Genomic DNA, 17,418 nt, shown 5'->3' with positions numbered 1-17,418 from the left:
GATGATGCCCCGACAATTGCAGTGAGCAGAGTATCTGAAAGCGCACCGTTGGCGAACGAGGAACCAGAAGCGACGAGCGGATCATTTCACGGCGGTCGACTCGGCGAGCAACACCGCAGGCGACAGCGAGAGGGCAGTCGGCGAATCCGGCGGAGTCGACTCGAACCGACCGACTGCCAGGACAGCGTCGTGATCACGAGCGAAGGCTTCTGCTCCGGGCCCCTTCCACCGATACGGAAAGAACCTCATCCCACGCTCGACCCCGACGCACACAGACGTCGAAAAACTCAGAACGTCAACGACGACCGCGAGATCCGCCTTCATCGACTGCGCACCCGCAGGGCCCAGTCGGACCTCATCGGATGGCGGTTCTGACCGAACAATGCCCGCCGATCGGGTGAGTTCACGCGACTCGCAGCGGCGTGATCGCTGCAACCTTCTCGCGCAATGCGCGCCGCTCGAGCCGCAGTTCATAGTTCGACTGCAGGTTCATCCAGAACTCCTCGGACGTGCCGAAGTAGCGCGCCAAACGGATCGCCGTATCCGCAGTGATGCCGCGCTTCCCATGCACGATCTCGTTGATGCGCCGCGGAGGCACCCCGATCGACACGGCCAGCTTGTTCTGCGTAATCCCAACCCCCTCGATGAAATCCTCCATCAGGATCTCTCCCGGGTGGATGGGCTCGATCAGATCGGAATCAGTGGAAGTCGACGAGTTGGACGCTCTTGACGTACTGCTCGTGTCAGATGCGTTCGGTGTCCTTGCTGCCGAATGATCTGAACACAAGATCAGCTTGTGACGGATAGCGTCATCAACGCTAGACGTTGAACCGGAACTCCACCGCGTGCCCGCACGCAGGGCTATCTGGCTCAGTAGTGGTAGCGGGCCTGCAGGATCACGAGGTCGTCGTCGTCCACGAGGTAGACCAACCGGTGCTCGTCGGTAATACGCCGCGACCACGCACCCTGCGCTCCGTACTTCAGCTGCTCGGGCTTGCCGATACCGGAGAACGGTTCGCGAAGGCAGGCGTCGATGAGGGTGTTGATCCTCTTCAGGATCTTCCTGTCGGCGGTCTGCCAGTGCTTGTAGTCCTCCCACGCCGACTCATCCCAGACCAGAAGCACTCAGACTTCCTCGTCTGCTCGATCCAGGTCGTGGGCCTCGACATTTCCGGCGTGGGCGCGGTCGTAGGCATCGAGCAGACGGCGGGCGTTGGCCGGCGAGCGGAACAGGTATGCGGTCTCCTGCCACGCGGCGTACTCCGCAGCCGGCATGAGAACGGCATTGCCCTTACGGGAGACAATCTCGACGGCGTCACGATCCTCGTTCACACGCTCGATGAGCGGGAACAGAGTCTTGCGCGCCTCGCTTGCACTGATGGACATGATGAAGACCTTCCCTCGGGCGAGTGGTACAACATAATGGTACCACTGTTTGGTAGTAGTCATCCAGCGCACGTCGATCAGGTCGAGGCGAAAACCTGACCGGGACTGGACTCAGACGTTAAACCGGAACTCCACCACGTTCCGTAGCCGAATAGCCTGTCGAAACACGGAAGATGCCTCCGCGCTGCCTACGAATCACGGCCCGACGGCGATCCACCCGCCGGCCGAGACCGCTTGTCGACGAGGAAGCCGGAGTCCGAGCCCAATCAATCACATTCTTCCGCCGCCGTCAGTTGCCGTGTCATTATGGAGTTCCGCGCGACGAGGTCACGCGGCTAGGCACCGTTGGGTTGCGGGTTGTTCACACCTCCCAGACCCCGCATGCGCGTGACAAGGTCATCCAACCAAGCACCGACATTTCGGCGAGCCTCCATAGTGTCAGGGTAACGACATCGAAGATGGATGCCCACACTGTCGGTGATGAACCACAGCATGACACTGTCTGTCTGAATCCCAGCACTGACGTACTGCGCGGCGAGGCTCAGCGCGTCTATCGTCACAGGCAGCCGACGCATGTCGAGCCAAGAGACCGCGAGCATCCCCGGCAGTTCGGGCATCCCTCCCCAGGGCCGCATGATCTCAGCGAGCGGATACGAGCCGAGACGGAGCGATTCCTTGACTGCAGCAGCGCAGGCCGACGGATCAGGATCGCCGGATTCGAGAACTGAGTTCGTGATGAACCAGCCGACAGAATCGTGCCAGCACGGGTCATACCGGCTGTGCACCGGGAAGACAGTCCGCAACACCGCTCCGGCCAGCTCCCGCGTCGTGTCCGTCATAGCCGAGATCGTCAGAGCGAGCGCGGATACCCCCGACCTCTTTGCGCGTTCGGAGTAGGCCACCAGCCCGATGCTGTCGAGCACGTCACGGACTTCGACTCGTTCAGGCTGAAGTGTCGAGGCACCGAGCGGGAGTGGAAACCGAGGCATTCCTCCTCCGCTCGAGTCGATGAGCTGCTTCCACCGGCGATGGATCTCTGAAGGAGCGGGTGGACGAGCTGCAAGCGCCTGAGTGTGCTCGGCGAAGGTCGGCACGGCTTTCGGCTCGGGAGTTCGCCCTTGACGGAGGTCTTCCAGATTTGCAAGGAGGTCACGGGTGATGACAAGCATCGACCACATGTCGACATGGGCATGGTCGGCGGCCACGATCAGAGTGGGCCCATCCGCGGTTTCGATCATGCACAGACGGTGCGCGGGTCTCGAAAACGGTCGACAGTGTTCGTCGAGGACAGACTGAAGCGCCGCAGACATAGTCTGTCCCGCGACGATCTCGTGCTGAATCCACTGGCCTGCGGTGAATTCGAACTCGCGCAGCGAGGGGGCGCCGCTGCCGTCGTCGACGAACGCCGTCCGCAGAGTTCCGTGAGTCGCGATAACCGTCTTCCACGCCGCAGCCAATAGGTCCCTGCCGATTGACGTGGATAGTCGGAACGCAATAGCCATCCATGAGCCTGAGCGATCTCCGGCCGCCACATGTCGGCTCTGGTCGAAGGACACGGGAAGCACTGCCCCCTGGGCCGAAGCTGTGAATTCATAGCTGAACAGCGGGCCGAACGGGAGATTGAGATGGGAGACATGCGTGAGGCGCATGGTGCTAGTGTAAGCGCAGTCACATCACCTGAAGGGGCTGCGCGCGTGCATCATAGATTCGAAGTCCCGGGTTCGAAGATCGCCTGGGCATTCAGCGACGAATCCGGCCGCCCTGTCGTCCAGCTCCACGGCCTCACTTCAAGCCGATCCCGCGACCGACTCCTCGATCTTGATCTCGGCCGCAGACTCTCCGGCACACGCCTGCTCCGCTATGACGCCCGTGGTCATGGTCACTCAACCGGTCGGCCCGTTCCCGAGGACTACCGGTGGCAGAATCTCGCCGAGGATCTCCTGCGGCTGCTCGACCACTGGTTTCCCGACGAGAAGGTGCACGGTGTCGGACCGTCGATGGGCACAGGGACATTGCTGCACGCCGCGGTTCGTGAACCAGAACGCTTCAGCGGGTTCACTCTTCTGCTTCCTTCCACGGCTTGGGAGACCCGTGCGGCCAAGGCCGAGGAGTATTCGCGTGCGGCGGCCTTGATCGATGAGTACGGTGTCGAGTCTTTGCTCATCGGCGATCAGGTGATTGCCCACCCACCTGCGGCTGTGGGAAATCCGGACACCATGCCTCACATCGACGAGCACCTGTTGTCCTCAGTCTATCGTGGGGCCGCCCTCAGTGATCTTCCGGATCCGGAGTGCCTCACTGAGCTCACACAGCCGACGTCCGTGCTTGCGTGGATCGACGATCCCGCACATCCGATCTCCACCGCCGAGGCTCTGGTTTCGCTGATGCCGAACGCGACTCTGCAGGTCGCTTCTACTCCTGACGATGTGCGCCGCTGGCCCTCCGTGCTGGCGGCTGATGTCGCACGTCGGCCACACTGACGTTGCGGAAATACAGCATCTGAGACGCTCAGGCAGACTCGCCACAGGCCGTCTTCGGATTGAGCGAACCGAGGGGACGACCCGACTGTGTAGCAGTCAGTTCTCAGTGCGTTGCCCACTCTCGCAGAGGAATGACGAGCAGAGTGGCAATGAATACCGTGGTCGAGGAGCGCGGAGTGGCCACGGGAGCATACACCGCGTTGCTGGCAGTGTGCCCCCAGCCGTGACCTTCCGGACTGGATCGCTGACATGCCGGGCGTCCTGGCCCTATGCACTCATCGGACCCGGTCTCCCCCGCTGATGACATAGTCCCGCCTGATTCCAGCAGTGGCGTTCCCCCAGTCGCTCGCCCGTGCTCGCGCCTGGTGCGCGTCGAACGCCGATTGATCCGCGAACCTCTCTGCAACGGACCAGACGAGCGGATCCTCCGTTTGCACGACCTCAAAGTGAAGACACCCGACCTCGGCTCGGGTGAGTTCCAGATGTCGCGGGAGGTGACAGCTGATGGTCGCCGCCTCTTCTTCATTTTCGCAGATCAGGCGACCCTTCAGCTCGATCGCGCTCACGCGACCTCCAGCTGCGTAATCGCGGGGATTTGCTCTGCCACCCGGTCCTCGGCGAGCTCCAGCTGGTAGTGCTTCTGCAGGTTGAGCCGGAACTGCGGGTCGAGCCCGAAGCAGCATCCCAGTCGCAATGCTGTTTCAGCAGTGATCGCTCGCTTGCCGTGCACGATGTCGTTGATCCGTCGCGGCACTACGATCGACACCGCGAGCTCTTTGGGGGTGGTCCCAACTCCGTCAATGAACTCCTCCATCAGGGGCCTCAACCGTGCGGGTGGGATCCCGCTTCTCAGTCGTAGTCGACGAGTTGGACATTGTCAGCCCCTCCTTATGTCCAGGTGAAGCAGATCCGTTCGTCCAACTCGATTGAGTCCGCCGCCGTCCGCGAGGCCTACACGTTGAAGCGGAACTCCACGACATCCCCGTCGACCATGACGTAGTCCTTGCCTTCCATCCGGACCTTGCCGGCGGACTTTGCGGCAGCCATCGATCCGTTGGCATCAAGATCCTCGAAGGACACGACCTCCGCCTTGATGAAACCCTTCTGGAAGTCGGTGTGGATGACTCCGGCCGCCTCGGGGGCGGTGGCTCCCTTCGGAATCGTCCACGCACGGGACTCCTTGGGACCGGCAGTCAGGTAGGTCTGCAGACCCAAGGTGTCGAAACCGACGCGAGCCAGCTTGTCCAGACCTGCCTCGTCCTGGCCGGTGGATTCCAGCATCTCCAGGGCTTCCTCCGCGTCGAGCTCGGCGAGCTCCGACTCGAACTTCGCGTCGAGGAAGATCGCCTCGACGGGCGCCACCAGGGCGCGCATCTCGTTCTTCTTCGCCTCATCAGCCAGAACATCGTCGTCGACGTTGAAGACATAGAGGAACGGCTTGACGGTCATCAGCTGCAGTTCACGGAGGTTGCTGACGTCGAACTTGTCGGCCTGCATCGCCTGATACAGGGTCTTTCCACCCTCGAGCACCTCGGTGGCGGCGTCGATCGCGTTCAGCTGCTCGGCCGGGGCACGCTTGCCCTTGACTTCCTTCTCGATCCGCGGCCGTGCCTTCTCCAAGGTCTGCAGGTCGGCGAGGATGAGTTCGGTGTTGATCGTGTCGATGTCATCGGCGGGGCTGATCTTGCCGTCGACGTGGACGACGTCGTCGTCGACGAATCCGCGGATCACCTGACAGATCGCGTCGGCCTCACGGATGTTGGCGAGGAACTGGTTACCCAGGCCCTCACCCTCGGAGGCGCCGCGCACGATGCCGGCAATATCGACGAAGTCGACCGTGGCATTGAGGATGCGCTCCGAGGAGAAGATCTCCGCCAGCCGACCCAACCTGGCGTCGGGCAGAGGCACGACGCCGACGTTGGGTTCGATCGTCGCGAACGGGTAGTTCGCCGCGAGAACTTGGTTCTTGGTCAGTGCGTTAAACATGGTCGACTTGCCGACGTTGGGCAGTCCCACGATTCCAATAGTCAGAGCCACAGTAGACAAGTCTAGCCGTCGCCGAGGTGGTCGCAGAATTCTCGTGTCAGTGCCCTCTGTCACCCTGGAACCATGAATGCTTTCCCCGCCTCCGGTGTCATCATCGCCCTCGTCGTGGCGATCGTCCTCGCCGCCGCCCTCGGATTCCTCCTCGGGCGCTCACTGACCCGTTCCCGCTACCTCGAGAGACTGACGCGCGCCGAAACCACGTCCCGCATTCTGTCGGAACGGACGGAGGACCTCGAAGCCGATGCCCAGATGGCTGGTGAGATCACCGCTGCCATCGGCCCCCTGGCCGCGAGTGTGAAGAATCTGCAGGAGAACCTCCACGCCCAGGACCGGACTCAGATCGAACAGATCACCCGCCTCAACTCACAGATCGGTCATCTCAGCCAGCAGAACCTGCGCCTCCAGGAATCCACTGGATCCCTGGCCAATGCCCTGAATTCGACCACTCACCGAGGCGACTGGGGCGAAGTGCAGCTGCGACGCATCGTCGAATATGCGGGACTCCTCCCCCACGTCGATTTCGATACCCAGGTCAGCAGCGACCGTGACGGGAAACGGCATCGCCCCGACATGGTCGTGCACCTGCCCGGCGGCGGAACCATCGTCATCGATGCGAAGACTCCGCTGTCGGCGCGGATGGGCAGCTCGGATTCGGACTCGGAGGCAACGAACGGCTCGGATGCACAGGATCATGCTCGAGCGCTGCTGCGCCACGTCGATGCGCTGGCATCGAAGGAGTACTGGAAGTCCTTCGACTCCTCCCCTGATTTCGTCGTCTGCTTCGTGCCGACCGACGGACTGCTGTCCTCGGCGGCGGCGACGTACCCGAAGATGATTGATCATGCCTTGGGCAAGAACGTCGTCCTCGCTTCCCCTGCCACCCTGCTGGTCCTGCTCAAGACGGTGGCGCTGAACTGGCGGCAGGCCGACATGTCCACCTCGGCGAGTGAAGTGCTCCGCCTCGGGACGGAGCTCTACGAACGCATCGGCACGCTGGTCACGCACGTGTCGCGAATGGGTGCCAGCCTCGATCGCTCCGTCGACGACTACAACCGGTTCGTCTCGTCGCTGGAGTCACGCTTCCTCGTCACCGCCCGAAAGTTCCCGTCGACGGGAATCGTCGCCGACGAGCTCGACTCCGTCGCCGAACTCGATACCCGCGCCCGCGGAGTCAGCGCCGAGGAACTCACTCGCCCGCAGACCAATCGATTCGATGAACGCCGACCCACCGACCTGCGGAATCGGCACACGGGAACGAGCTGAGGATCAGCATCCCGGCGGCGGGGAGGCCGGAGCTGCTCAGCCGAGCTTGCGCAGCTCCTTCGGCAGGGAGAACATGAGATCCTCCTCGGCGGTGACGACCTCGTCGACGTCCTCGAAACCATAGTCGGCCAGCAGAGCCAGCACGTCCTGAACGAGGTTCTCCGGAACACTCGCTCCCGAAGTGACGCCGACGGAGGCGACATCATGGAACCAGGTCTCGTCGACCTCGCGGGCGAAGTCGACACGATGCGCTGCCCTCGCCCCGTGTTCGAGGGCGACTTCGACCAAACGCACGGAGTTCGATGAATTCGCCGAACCGACGACGAGAACAAGGTCAGCCTCAGGTGCGATCTTCTTCACGGCGACCTGCCGGTTCTGGGTGGCGTAGCAGATGTCGTCACTGGGCGGGTCCTGCAGCTGAGGAAAGCGTTGACGCAGAATGTTCACGGTGGCCATCGTCTCGTCGACACTCAGCGTGGTCTGGGAGATCCACACGAGCTTCTCGGACTCAGGCACCTCGACGGTGCGTGCCTCCTCAGGATTCTGGACCAGGGTGATGTGCTCGGGGGCCTCTCCCATCGTGCCTTCGACCTCCTCATGGCCGGCGTGGCCGACCAGCAGGATTCGGAAGCCGTCCCGTGCGAAGCGGATCGCCTCCTTATGTACCTTCGTCACCAGCGGACACGTCGCATCGATCGTGGCAAGCGACCGGTCGGCCGCCTCGGCGTGGACGGTCGGTGAGACCCCGTGGGCGGAGAACACGACTCGTGCCCCTTCCGGCACCTCGGTCGTGTCGTCGACGAAGACTGCGCCCTGTTCGGACAGTGTCTCGACGACGTGCCGATTGTGCACGATCTCCTTGCGCACATAGATCGGGGCACCGAAGTGTTCGATGGCGCGCTCGACGGCGATGACGGCACGATCGACCCCGGCGCAGTAGCCGCGCGGAGCAGCCAGCATTACTCTCTGCCGCCCGCCGTCGGGGGTGCGGATCTCACTCCGCGGCAGTCGTCGGCGCGGAATCGTCGGTGTGGGAACGGTGACAGCACTCACCCGACCAGTCTAAGCCGGGCGCATCAACAGCACCCACGCACAGCGATGTGGGTCTACGTCAGTGGTGTTCGTTAGGCTGGGGGTTCGGAAGGGGACACACCATGGCACAACGCATCTCCGGGACTCCCGGCACGCTCGGCGAAGCCGTCGAACCGAAGGAACTCGCCGCCACAGCCGCCGACACCACGGCGGAGAACCCGTGGCCGCTGAGCCTGCTCTCGTCGAAGATGAAGTCCTATATCGACCGCATGTCGAGCGTGTGGATCGAAGGGCAGGTCGTCGAGCTCAACCACCGCGGCAAAGCCAGTTACCTGACCCTGCGCGACACCGATGTCGAGATGTCTCTACCCGTTCAGATCTGGAAGAACGTCCTCGAACGCACCGGCGCACCCCTGACCGAAGGCAGCCACGTCGTCGCCAACCTCAAGGCCGACTTCTGGACGAAGACCGGACGGCTGACGATGCGGGCCAACGACATCCGCGCCGTCGGCCTCGGCGAACTGCTCGCCCGGCTCGAACGGCTGAAGAAGCAGCTGGCCGCCGAAGGACTCTTCGACCCGGGCCGGAAACTCCGGCTTCCCTTCCTGCCGAACCGGATCGGCCTGATCACCGGACGTGAATCGGATGCGCAGAAGGACGTCGTACGCAATGTGCACCTGCGGTGGCCCGCGGCGGAGTTCGAGATCCGCAACTGCGCCGTGCAGGGCCCCGACGCCGTGCCCGGGGTGATGAAGAACCTCGCCGAGCTCGACGAGGACCCGAACATCGACGTGATCGTCATCGCCCGCGGCGGCGGCAGCATGGAGGATCTCCTCCCGTTCTCCAATGAGGCACTCGTCCGAGCTGTGTCCTCGGCCCGGACCCCGGTGGTCTCGGCGATCGGGCACGAGGCCGACCGTCCGATCCTCGACGAGGTCGCTGATATGCGCGCCTCGACGCCGACGGACGCGGCCAAACGCATCGTTCCTGATGTCGCCGAGGAGGGAATGAACCTGCTGCGGGCCCGTGCCGAACTCGAAGCTGCGGTCAATCGCATCCTCGACCGCGAACAGGAGATGCTCACCGCCGTACGCTCACGGCCTGTGCTGGCCGAACCGCAGACAATGATCACCGCGCATGAGAACGAACTGACGATGATCCGCCGCCGCAGCCTGCAGGCAGCGAACGGACTGCTCATTCAGGCTCAGAACGAGATTCAGCATCTCCGCTCCCAGGCACGATCGCTCTCGCCGCTGCGTACCCTCGAACGCGGCTATGCCGTCGTCCAGACCGATGCAGGCCAGGCGGTCCGCGATGCCGCCGAGGTGGCCGCCGGGGACACGGTCCACGTGCGTGTCGCGCACGGACGCTTCGATGCCGATATCACCGAAGTCACACCCGAGACCGAGCCAGCCGACTGACCACTGCGCCGCATCACTGCGAATCGACATCGCACCAACAGACAGACACCACACCATGAGAAGGAGACCACGATGACCGAACCGACGACCGCACAGGACCAGCCCGAAATCAGCACGCTGAGCTACGAGCAGGCGCGTGAGGAACTCGTCATGACCGTCAAACGACTCGAAACCGGCAATCTGCCGCTCGAGGAGTCACTGCGCCTCTGGGAACGCGGAGAAGCCTTGGCCGACCGCTGCCAGTCATGGCTCAACGGTGCCCGCGAACGGCTCGACAAGGCACGCGAGGAGACCTCCGACGACGCGGAGTGAGCGACGACGCGGAGTGAGCCGGCGGCTCACTTCAGCTGCGCGGCCACCTGGTCGGCGAAGGAGTTGATCGTGTCCGGCGCGGCTGTAGCCGTCATGACGACATACACGTCGCCCTTATGCGTGACCCAGTATTCCTTCGCTTCATCGGTGCGGTAGATCTGGAAGTCGGCTCCACCGACGGTGACCTTCTCAGCGGCGACGGCGTCATCAGTCTTATTCTTCGCCCAGTTCGCGCTGGCCTTGGACTGCTCGATGCTCACCCACTGATCGTCGGTGCCGATGAAGGACATGTACCAGGAGAGGAACTCTGAGTCATTGAGGCGATCAAGGGTCGCTTCGTTGGCCGACCAGCCTTGAGGGATCTGCGGCACGATGAGGTCGAAGTCCGCGTTGCCTTCGGACTGCTCGGCGATGCCCTGATAATCGACGACGCGTTCGGAATCGACCTCCGGCTGAGGCGCGATGAACAGGATCCCCACTGCCACCGCCAGACACGCGAGGATGGCGATGACCATGTTCACCCAGTTCGAGTTCTTCCGCAGGAAGCGCATCTCTTCCCGAGAACCCGGCAACATCGCTCCGGACTCGTCAGCCATGGACTCTCCCTTGGGGCCCGAGATCGAGTCGTTGACGACCGTTCGGGTACCCGCCTCGTCGGCAGCATTTCGGACATTCACATCGCCATTGTCCTCGGCTGGGGTGCCAAGAGCCAATCCCCACGCTCCGAGGTGGCCGACGCCACAACCCGATACCGCTGTCGCGACCCTCATCACAGGGGTGGCACAATTGGAGGCATGAGTGACTCCAAAGAGCCTGTTGACGTGAAATCTCACCATGACCGCGGACGAGTCGACGACGAGACTCCCCCCGTTGCCGTGACCGATGCATGGTCGCAGAAAGCACAGGTCAGTGAGGACGCGCCCGACCGCAACCTCGCACTCGAACTCGTGAGAGTCACTGAGGCCGCGGCAATCGCTGCCGCTCCCTGGGTCGGCCGCGGTGACAAGAACGCAGCCGACGGAGCCGCCGTGGCAGCGATGCGCAACGTCATCTCCACCGTCCGCATGGCCGGCACCGTCGTCATCGGAGAGGGCGAGAAGGACGAAGCTCCGATGCTCTTCAACGGTGAGCAGGTCGGCGACGGCACCGGCCCGCACTGCGACGTCGCCGTTGACCCCATCGACGGCACCCGCCTGACCGCGCTGGGCATGCCCAATGCGATCTCGGTCATGGCGGTCACCGAAGACGGTGCGATGTACGACCCATCCGCAGTGTTCTATATGGAGAAGCTCGTCACCGGCCCCGAAGCGGCCGATGCTGTGGACCTGCGCCTGCCGATCGCCGAGAACATCCGCCGCGTCGCCAAGGCGAAGGGCACGAAGGATCCCGGTTCCGTCACCGTGATGATCCTCGACCGCCCCCGCCACCAGCAGATGATCGATGAGATCCGCGCCGCCGGCGCCCGAATCCAGCTCATCACCGATGGTGACGTCGCAGGCGCCATCGCCGCGTGCCGTCCCGGCACCGGCGTCGACATGCTCATGGGCATCGGCGGCACCCCGGAGGGCATCATCACCGCATGCGCCATCAAGGCACTCGGCGGTGTCATCCAGGGTCGTCTCTGGCCCCAGGATGACTCCGAACGCGATGCCGCCGCCAAGGCCGGACTCGACGTCAACCAGGTCCTCAACACCGACGACCTCGTCACCGGCGACAACAGCTACTTCGTGGCCACCGGCATCACCAACGGCGACCTGCTCGACGGCGTGAAGTTCCAGGGCGGGCACGTCACCACTCACTCACTCGTCATGCGCTCGAAGTCGGGCACCGTCCGACAGGTCTTCGCCGAGCACCAGTCCGCGAAGACCCACTCCTATGTCGAGGCAGCCGAAGAAGCGGCGCGTCGCGGACTCATCTGAGTCGGAGCCCCTACACACGCCGAGCAGCGCACACATATCCATCGCCACTGGAAGCAGGTCTGATCACAATGCCCAACAACGCGTGGAACCGCTTGATCGAAGGCAACCGGCGCTTCGTCAGCGATGAGCCCGAACACCCGAATCAGGACACCGCTCGACGAGAAGCGGTCACTGGCGATCAGGCTCCGTTCGTCACGCTCTTCGGCTGCGCCGACTCCCGGGTGGCCGCGGAGATGATCTTCGACGTCGGCCTCGGAGACATGTTCGTCGTGCGCAACGCCGGCCAGGTCGTCGATCCGGTGACTTTGGGTTCGCTCGAGTACGGAGTCGAGATGCTCGGCACTCCGCTGCTCGTCGTGCTCGGGCATGACAGCTGCGGAGCTGTCACTGCGGCCTACAACGCCTACGACACCGGTGAGACTCCCCCGGGGTTCATCTCCGACGTCGTCGCGAGGATCCTGCCCACCGTTGCCCGTGCGCGCAAGAACGACCGCACCACGGTGAACGAGACCGTCGTCCAGAACACCATCGACACCGTCGACAAGATCATGCAGCTCTCCTCCCTCATCGCCCGCGCGGTCGATGAGGGGCGACTGATCATCGTCGGACTCACCTATCAGCTCCACGACGGCCGGACCACGGTCGTCGCCCAGTACGGAGGCGACGAGGCGGCTGTCTCCACCTACGCGTCCTGACCCGGGCCCGCGGGCCCAGAAGAGACGCCGCCACGACGTCACCACACAGATCCATCACGCCCCGGAATCATTCCACGGCAGCAAGTCGGAAAGGACAGACATGAGCGAAGAGTTTCGCATCGAACACGACACCATGGGAGAAGTGAAGGTCCCCAAGGACGCCCTCTACAGTGCGCAGACACAGCGCGCGGTGGAGAACTTCCCGATCTCGGGCAAGACCCTCGAATCGGCACACATCGCCGCCCTGGCCCAGGTCAAGAAGGCCGCGGCCAAGGCCAACCTCGAGCTCGGAGTCCTCGACGAGGCTCGCTCCACCGCGATCCAGAACGCCGCCGACGAAGTCATCGCCGGCAAGTACGACACCCACTTCCCCATCGATGTGTTCCAGACCGGGTCGGGCACCTCGTCGAACATGAACACCAACGAGGTCCTCGCCTCGCTCGCGACGAAGGCCCTCGAGGCCGACGGCGTCGACGTCCACCCCAACGACCACGTCAATGCCTCGCAGTCCTCGAACGACGTCTTCCCCACCTCGGTGCACCTGGCCGTGACCAAGGCACTGGTCAACACCCTGATCCCGGCCATGGACACGCTGGCGACCTCGCTGGAGAAGAAGGCCGAGGAGTTCTCCTCCATCGTCAAGTCCGGCCGCACCCACCTCATGGACGCCACCCCGGTCACCCTCGGCCAGGAGTTCGGCGGCTATGCAGCTCAGATCCGCTACGGCATCGAACGCATCGAAGCCTCACTCCCCCGCGTCGCCGAGGTCCCGCAGGGCGGAACTGCCGTGGGCACCGGCATCAACACCCCCGACGGATTCTCCTCCCGTGTCGTCGAGATCCTCGCCGAGGAGACCGGGCTGCCCATCACCGAGGCACGCAATCACTTCGAGGCCCAGGCCAACCGCGACGGACTCGTCGAAGCCTCCGGCCAGCTGCGCACCATCGCCTACGGCTACATGAAGATCTGCAACGATCTGCGCTGGATGGGTTCAGGACCGAACACCGGCCTCGGCGAAATCGCGATCCCCGATCTGCAGCCCGGTTCGTCGATCATGCCCGGCAAGGTCAACCCGGTCATCTGTGAGGCGACGATCCAGGTCGCGGCCCAGGTCATCGGCAACGACACCTCGGTGTCCCTGTCCTCGACCAACGGCGCCTTCGAACTCAACGTGGGCATTCCCGTGATGGCCTCGAACCTGCTCGAGTCGATCCGACTGCTCGCCAACGCCTCGACCGTGATGGCCGAGAAGATGATCAACGGGCTGGCCGCCAACGAGGAGCGCGCCCGCTTCCTCGCCGAGGCGAGCCCCTCGATCGTCACCCCGCTCAACAAGGTCATCGGCTACGAGGCGGCCGCGAAGATCGCCAAGCACGCCGTGGCCAACAAGATGACCGTCAAGGAAGCGACGATCGACCTCGGCTTCGTCGAGAACGGTTCGATCACCGAAGCCGACCTCGACAAGGCCCTCGACGTCACCACGATGATCGGCAGCTACAAGTAAGCATCAGACCTGCCTGATCAGATCACGGCGCCCGGCCGACATCGTCCGGGCGCCGTTTCGTGCCTCTGCACCGACCGCTCACGTTGCCGCCGACCGCTCACGTTGCTGCCGACAGCTCGCCGCATAGCGCGATACAACGGCGGTGACCTGAGCGGTCGGTGACGCGGGCGCCGAGTTCAGGACCGGAACGGATCGAACTCCTCGAGCACATCGGTGACCAGGGCCGCGATCTCCGAGCGCTCCGACCGCGTCAGCGTGACGTGGGCGAAGAGTTCGTGGCCCTTGAGCTTCTCGATCACCGCGGCGATTCCGTCATGGCGTCCTACGCGCAGGTTGTCACGCTGGGCGACATCGTGGGTGAGCACCACCTTCGAATTCATCCCGATCCGTGAGAGCACCGTGAGCAGCACGTTGCGTTCCAGCGACTGCGCCTCATCGACGATGACGAACGCATCGTGGAGTGAACGGCCGCGGATGTGGGTGAGCGGAAGCACCTCGAGGATCCCTCGGTTGACCACCTCGTCGATGACGTTCTTGCTCACCAGAGCGCTGAGCGTGTCGAACACCGCCTCGGCCCAGGGGTTCATCTTCTCCCCCTCGCTGCCGGGAAGGAAGCCGAGGCTCTGCCCGCCGACTGCATAGATCGGGCGGAAGACCATGATCTTCGAGTGCTTGTTCTCCTCGAGTACCTTCTGCAGCCCCGCCATGAGGGCCAGCGCGGACTTCCCCGTTCCGGCTCGCCCTCCCAGTGACACGATTCCCAGCGCATCGTCGAGCAGCATGTCGATGGCGATGCGCTGTTCGGCCGACCGACCGTGGACGCCGAAGATGTCCCGGTCCCCACGCACCATGCTCACCCGATTGCCTGGCTGCACCCGCCCGAGCCCGGAACCGCGCGGGGAGGTGATGACGACACCGGTGTTGACGATCTCGTCCGAGACGTCCTCGGTGACCACCGACCCCGAATCGTAGAACTCACTCATCTGCTCGTCGTCGAAGCCGATCTCACTCATCCCCGTGAATCTGGAGTCGGTGGCGAGCTCAGCGAGGTATTCTTCGGCGTGCAGCCCCAGCGCCGAGGCCTTGACGCGCATCGGCACGTCCTTGGTCACCACCACTACGTCGTGGCCCTCGGCCGAGAGATTGCGGGCCACGGCAAGGATGCGCGTGTCGTTCTCCGTGCGGTCGAATCCGATCGGCATCGTCGAGGCGTCGATGTGGTTGAGTTCGACCCGCAGGGTCCCTCCCGCGTCTCCGACGGGGATGGGCTCATCCAGCCGGTCGAAGTCCGACCGGAAGTCGTCGAGGATGTGCAGGGCCTTGCGTGCGGTGAAGCCGAGTTCGGGATGGTTGCGTTTCGCCTCGAGTTCGGAGACGACGATGAGCGGGATGACGACATGGTGTTCGGCGAAGCGCAGAAGCGCGCCGGGATCCGAGAGCAGCACCGAGGTGTCGAGAACGTAGGTGTGGACATTTTTAGCCATGAGGACCTCTGTGGCGTGAGTTCCGCCGAGATCCGGTTCTGACATCCCCCGATCTCGGGTTGGTGTCGACCAACTACTGCCAACCTAACCCCGTTCGCGGCCGGGATCGGTACCGGCACGCGCGTTCGGGAAAGTCGGCGTCATGAACTTCGTGTGAATGGGCGATGCCCGCACCCCCGCCGAGGCGGTTCGTCCTACTTGCCGAACCGCCGTTGACGCAGGCCGTAGTCGCGCACGGCGCGAAGGAAGTCGGTGCGCCTGAAGTCGGGCCAGTAGGCCTCGCAGAAGTAGAACTCGGAGTAGGCGCTCTGCCACATGAGGAAGCCGGAGAGCCGCTGCTCGCCGGAGGAGCGGATGATGAGGTCCGGATCCGGCTGCCCCTTCGTGTAGAGGTGTTCGCCGATCTGCTCAGGTGAGAGTTCCGAGATGATCGTCTCAAGATCTGTGCCCTCGTCGCTGCGCGTGCGGAGCAGTGAGCGCACCGCGTTGACGATCTCCTGTCGACCGCCGTAGCCGACGGCCACGTTGACTCGCATTCCGCAGTCGGTGTTCGTCGTCACCGCTTCCAGTCGCGCCCGCAGGTCGGAGGGCAGGATGTCGAGGTCGCCGACGAGCTGCACGCCGACGCCGTCGAGGGCCGCGATCTTCTCGACGAGATCGGAGATGATCTCGATGAGGATCTCGACCTCGTCGACCGAACGCGCAAGATTCTCCTTGGACAGGACGTAGAGGGTGACGATCTCGACGTCGATCTCGAAGCACCAGCCGAGGAATTCGACGATCTTCGCCGCTCCCGCTCGGTGTCCGTCGGCGGTGGTGGCACCGAATTCCTTGGCCCACCGGCGGTTGCCGTCGGTGATGACGCCGACGTGGCGCGGAACCGGGACCGACTTGTCGAGCTCGCGTTTGAGCCGTCGCTCGTACAGCCGATACAGCAGGTTCACCGGTCGAGCCACAGCTGTCCTCTTTCACGTTGGTCGCGGGTCGGTTCGAACACCATACAGACTACTAGCCGGATTCGCTGAATGAGGCCTCAGCCCCGCTCGGTACGATAGGGGCATGAATGCTCCGGTCACCGAGTCCTCAGCACTCGTCCCCGATGATTCCCGTTCAGCCGATGCCGCTGGCCGTGACAATGCGCTCCCGGCCCGTCCGGACCGCGTCGCCCGTCGTCGTTCCGCGCTGCGCGCCGAACTGGCCAAGCTCGCCGGGCATGTGAAGCCGAAGCTGCGCGGCTGGTTCCATGCCGGCGCATTCCCACTGGCGATGTTCGGCGGACTCGCCCTCGTGATCATCTCGCCGACGATCGAGTCGCGCATCGCCGCCGCGATCTTCGCGATCACCGGAATGCTGCTCTTCGGCACCTCCGCCGTCTACCACCGCGGTCGCTGGCGCACCCGAGCCCGCCTCGTTCTGCGCCGGCTCGATCACGCGAACATCTTCCTCATCACGGCCGGAACCTACACACCCCTGGCCGTGCTCATGCTCCGCACCGATCAGGCGATCCTGCTCCTGTCGGTGCTGTGGGGTGCCGCCGCTCTCGGTGCGGCGTTCCGTACGATCTTCACCACTGCGCCGAGGTGGCTCTTCGTTCCGATCTACGTCGGCTTCGGTGTGGCCGGAGTCGGGTACATCCCCCAGATCTGGGAGACGATTCCCGCCGTCGGCCTCCTCATCGTCCTCGGCGGGGTCTGCTATATCGCTGGGGCCGTGATCTATGGGATCAAACGCCCGAACCCGTCACCGAAGTGGTTGGGATTCCACGAGATCTTCCACATCCTGACGATCTTCGGCTATGGCTGCCACCTCGCCGCGCTCATCGTCGCGGCTGTCGCGGTGTGCTGAGTGGACTGAGCTCCAGCGGTTCAGGCCGGCT

General features: G+C 63.8%; 20 protein-coding genes. 8 read left to right on the top strand and 12 right to left on the bottom strand.

Features of this window, described 5'->3' with window-relative positions:
- Positions 1-81: 81 nt before the first annotated feature.
- The 5 genes from HK401_RS16100 to HK401_RS16080 all read right to left on the bottom strand — a co-directional run bounded on the left by HK401_RS16100 (position 82) and on the right by HK401_RS16080 (position 3,035).
- Positions 82-324 carry a hypothetical protein gene (locus HK401_RS16100; protein WP_181275657.1) on the bottom strand — a complete coding sequence of 81 codons (243 nt, stop codon included), beginning with the start codon at positions 322-324 and terminating at the stop codon, positions 82-84.
- 79 nt (positions 325-403) lie between these two features.
- Entirely contained in the window at positions 404-691 is a 288-nt protein-coding gene (locus tag HK401_RS16095; RefSeq protein ID WP_181275705.1) for a HigA family addiction module antitoxin, read from the bottom strand.
- A gap of 179 nt (positions 692-870) precedes the next feature.
- Positions 871-1,125, bottom strand: a complete 255-nt coding sequence (locus HK401_RS16090; RefSeq protein WP_181275656.1) for a Txe/YoeB family addiction module toxin — start codon at positions 1,123-1,125, stop codon at positions 871-873.
- The gene (locus HK401_RS16085) at positions 1,126-1,386 is read right to left on the bottom strand and encodes a type II toxin-antitoxin system Phd/YefM family antitoxin (RefSeq protein WP_181275655.1); all 261 of its coding nucleotides are present in this window, start codon (positions 1,384-1,386) and stop codon (positions 1,126-1,128) included.
- Positions 1,387-1,721: 335 nt separating this feature from the next.
- A complete protein-coding gene (locus HK401_RS16080) occupies positions 1,722-3,035 on the bottom strand; it encodes a condensation domain-containing protein (RefSeq protein WP_181275654.1) in 1,314 nt (437 codons plus the stop codon).
- A 45-nt stretch (positions 3,036-3,080) separates the two neighbouring features.
- On the opposite strand from HK401_RS16080, the gene HK401_RS16075 reads away from it, so the two are divergent.
- Positions 3,081-3,866 carry an alpha/beta fold hydrolase gene (locus tag HK401_RS16075; protein ID WP_309136026.1) on the top strand — a complete coding sequence of 262 codons (786 nt, stop codon included), beginning with the start codon at positions 3,081-3,083 and terminating at the stop codon, positions 3,864-3,866.
- Between the two features lie 275 nt (positions 3,867-4,141).
- Here the strand turns inward: HK401_RS16075 and HK401_RS16070 are convergent, their stop codons facing one another.
- The 3 genes from HK401_RS16070 to ychF all read right to left on the bottom strand — a co-directional run bounded on the left by HK401_RS16070 (position 4,142) and on the right by ychF (position 5,903).
- Complete coding sequence (locus HK401_RS16070) at positions 4,142-4,432, bottom strand: putative quinol monooxygenase (RefSeq protein ID WP_181275709.1); 291 nt, start codon at positions 4,430-4,432, stop codon at positions 4,142-4,144.
- Complete coding sequence (locus HK401_RS16065) at positions 4,429-4,680, bottom strand: HigA family addiction module antitoxin (protein WP_181275652.1); 252 nt, start codon at positions 4,678-4,680, stop codon at positions 4,429-4,431. Before HK401_RS16065 ends, HK401_RS16070 begins: the two co-directional genes overlap by 4 nt.
- A 137-nt stretch (positions 4,681-4,817) precedes the next feature.
- On the bottom strand, positions 4,818-5,903 hold the full coding sequence (gene ychF, locus HK401_RS16060) for a redox-regulated ATPase YchF (RefSeq protein ID WP_181275651.1): 1,086 nt from the start codon (positions 5,901-5,903) through the stop codon (positions 4,818-4,820).
- A 72-nt stretch (positions 5,904-5,975) separates the two neighbouring features.
- Between ychF and HK401_RS16055 the strand changes: the two genes are divergently transcribed.
- Positions 5,976-7,175, top strand: coding sequence for a DNA recombination protein RmuC (locus HK401_RS16055; protein ID WP_181275650.1), 1,200 nt, complete (start codon positions 5,976-5,978; stop codon positions 7,173-7,175).
- A gap of 36 nt (positions 7,176-7,211) precedes the next feature.
- Here the strand turns inward: HK401_RS16055 and HK401_RS16050 are convergent, their stop codons facing one another.
- Complete coding sequence (locus HK401_RS16050) at positions 7,212-8,228, bottom strand: 4-hydroxy-3-methylbut-2-enyl diphosphate reductase (protein ID WP_181275649.1); 1,017 nt, start codon at positions 8,226-8,228, stop codon at positions 7,212-7,214.
- A gap of 101 nt (positions 8,229-8,329) precedes the next feature.
- Between HK401_RS16050 and xseA the strand changes: the two genes are divergently transcribed.
- Both xseA and HK401_RS16040 read left to right on the top strand, forming a co-directional pair.
- A complete protein-coding gene (xseA, locus tag HK401_RS16045) occupies positions 8,330-9,628 on the top strand; it encodes an exodeoxyribonuclease VII large subunit (protein ID WP_181275648.1) in 1,299 nt (432 codons plus the stop codon).
- 72 nt (positions 9,629-9,700) lie between these two features.
- On the top strand, positions 9,701-9,940 hold the full coding sequence (locus HK401_RS16040) for an exodeoxyribonuclease VII small subunit (RefSeq protein WP_181275647.1): 240 nt from the start codon (positions 9,701-9,703) through the stop codon (positions 9,938-9,940).
- Positions 9,941-9,966: 26 nt separating this feature from the next.
- Here HK401_RS16040 and HK401_RS16035 read toward each other — a convergent pair whose 3' ends face one another.
- The gene (locus HK401_RS16035; RefSeq protein WP_309136025.1) at positions 9,967-10,617 is read right to left on the bottom strand and encodes a DUF4245 domain-containing protein; all 651 of its coding nucleotides are present in this window, start codon (positions 10,615-10,617) and stop codon (positions 9,967-9,969) included.
- Positions 10,618-10,734: 117 nt separating this feature from the next.
- Here HK401_RS16035 and glpX point away from each other — a divergent pair, with 117 nt between their 5' ends.
- From glpX to HK401_RS16020, 3 genes are all read left to right on the top strand, one after another.
- Positions 10,735-11,859: a class II fructose-bisphosphatase gene (gene glpX / locus HK401_RS16030; protein ID WP_181275645.1), complete on the top strand. Its 1,125-nt coding sequence runs from the start codon at positions 10,735-10,737 to the stop codon at positions 11,857-11,859.
- A gap of 68 nt (positions 11,860-11,927) precedes the next feature.
- On the top strand, positions 11,928-12,554 hold the full coding sequence (locus HK401_RS16025) for a carbonic anhydrase (protein ID WP_181275644.1): 627 nt from the start codon (positions 11,928-11,930) through the stop codon (positions 12,552-12,554).
- A 100-nt stretch (positions 12,555-12,654) separates the two neighbouring features.
- On the top strand, positions 12,655-14,058 hold the full coding sequence (locus HK401_RS16020) for a class II fumarate hydratase (protein ID WP_181275643.1): 1,404 nt from the start codon (positions 12,655-12,657) through the stop codon (positions 14,056-14,058).
- 176 nt (positions 14,059-14,234) lie between these two features.
- Here the strand turns inward: HK401_RS16020 and phoH2 are convergent, their stop codons facing one another.
- On the bottom strand, positions 14,235-15,542 hold the full coding sequence (gene phoH2 / locus HK401_RS16015; protein ID WP_181275704.1) for an RNA 5'-3' helicase PhoH2: 1,308 nt from the start codon (positions 15,540-15,542) through the stop codon (positions 14,235-14,237).
- 194 nt (positions 15,543-15,736) lie between these two features.
- Positions 15,737-16,498, bottom strand: a complete 762-nt coding sequence (locus HK401_RS16010; RefSeq protein ID WP_181275642.1) for an isoprenyl transferase — start codon at positions 16,496-16,498, stop codon at positions 15,737-15,739.
- 103 nt (positions 16,499-16,601) lie between these two features.
- On the opposite strand from HK401_RS16010, the gene trhA reads away from it, so the two are divergent.
- Positions 16,602-17,387 carry a PAQR family membrane homeostasis protein TrhA gene (trhA, locus tag HK401_RS16005; protein WP_181275641.1) on the top strand — a complete coding sequence of 262 codons (786 nt, stop codon included), beginning with the start codon at positions 16,602-16,604 and terminating at the stop codon, positions 17,385-17,387.
- Positions 17,388-17,418: the final 31 nt, after the last annotated feature.

Origin of the sequence: Brevibacterium oceani, assembly GCF_013623835.1 — a bacterium.
In the GTDB taxonomy this organism is placed as follows: Bacteria; Actinomycetota; Actinomycetes; order Actinomycetales; family Brevibacteriaceae; genus Brevibacterium; species Brevibacterium oceani.
The sequence above is the reverse complement of the archived record's forward strand: the minus strand, read 5'-3'. Positions and strand labels throughout refer to the sequence as shown.

What these genes read in the sequence shown, in the direction of transcription:
- HK401_RS16065 (WP_181275652.1), bottom strand. Translation starts at nt 4,680, where the DNA reads ATGGAGGAGTTCATTGACGGAGTTGGGACCACCCCCAAAGAGCTCGCG.
- HK401_RS16100 (WP_181275657.1), bottom strand. Translation starts at nt 324, where the DNA reads ATGAAGGCGGATCTCGCGGTCGTCGTTGACGTTCTGAGTTTTTCGACG.
- HK401_RS16020 (WP_181275643.1), top strand. Translation starts at nt 12,655, where the DNA reads ATGAGCGAAGAGTTTCGCATCGAACACGACACCATGGGAGAAGTGAAG.
- trhA (WP_181275641.1), top strand. Translation starts at nt 16,602, where the DNA reads ATGAATGCTCCGGTCACCGAGTCCTCAGCACTCGTCCCCGATGATTCC.
- HK401_RS16085 (WP_181275655.1), bottom strand. Translation starts at nt 1,386, where the DNA reads ATGTCCATCAGTGCAAGCGAGGCGCGCAAGACTCTGTTCCCGCTCATC.
- phoH2 (WP_181275704.1), bottom strand. Translation starts at nt 15,542, where the DNA reads ATGGCTAAAAATGTCCACACCTACGTTCTCGACACCTCGGTGCTGCTC.
- HK401_RS16055 (WP_181275650.1), top strand. Translation starts at nt 5,976, where the DNA reads ATGAATGCTTTCCCCGCCTCCGGTGTCATCATCGCCCTCGTCGTGGCG.
- HK401_RS16040 (WP_181275647.1), top strand. Translation starts at nt 9,701, where the DNA reads ATGACCGAACCGACGACCGCACAGGACCAGCCCGAAATCAGCACGCTG.
- xseA (WP_181275648.1), top strand. Translation starts at nt 8,330, where the DNA reads ATGGCACAACGCATCTCCGGGACTCCCGGCACGCTCGGCGAAGCCGTC.
- glpX (WP_181275645.1), top strand. Translation starts at nt 10,735, where the DNA reads ATGAGTGACTCCAAAGAGCCTGTTGACGTGAAATCTCACCATGACCGC.
- HK401_RS16025 (WP_181275644.1), top strand. Translation starts at nt 11,928, where the DNA reads ATGCCCAACAACGCGTGGAACCGCTTGATCGAAGGCAACCGGCGCTTC.
- HK401_RS16080 (WP_181275654.1), bottom strand. Translation starts at nt 3,035, where the DNA reads ATGCGCCTCACGCATGTCTCCCATCTCAATCTCCCGTTCGGCCCGCTG.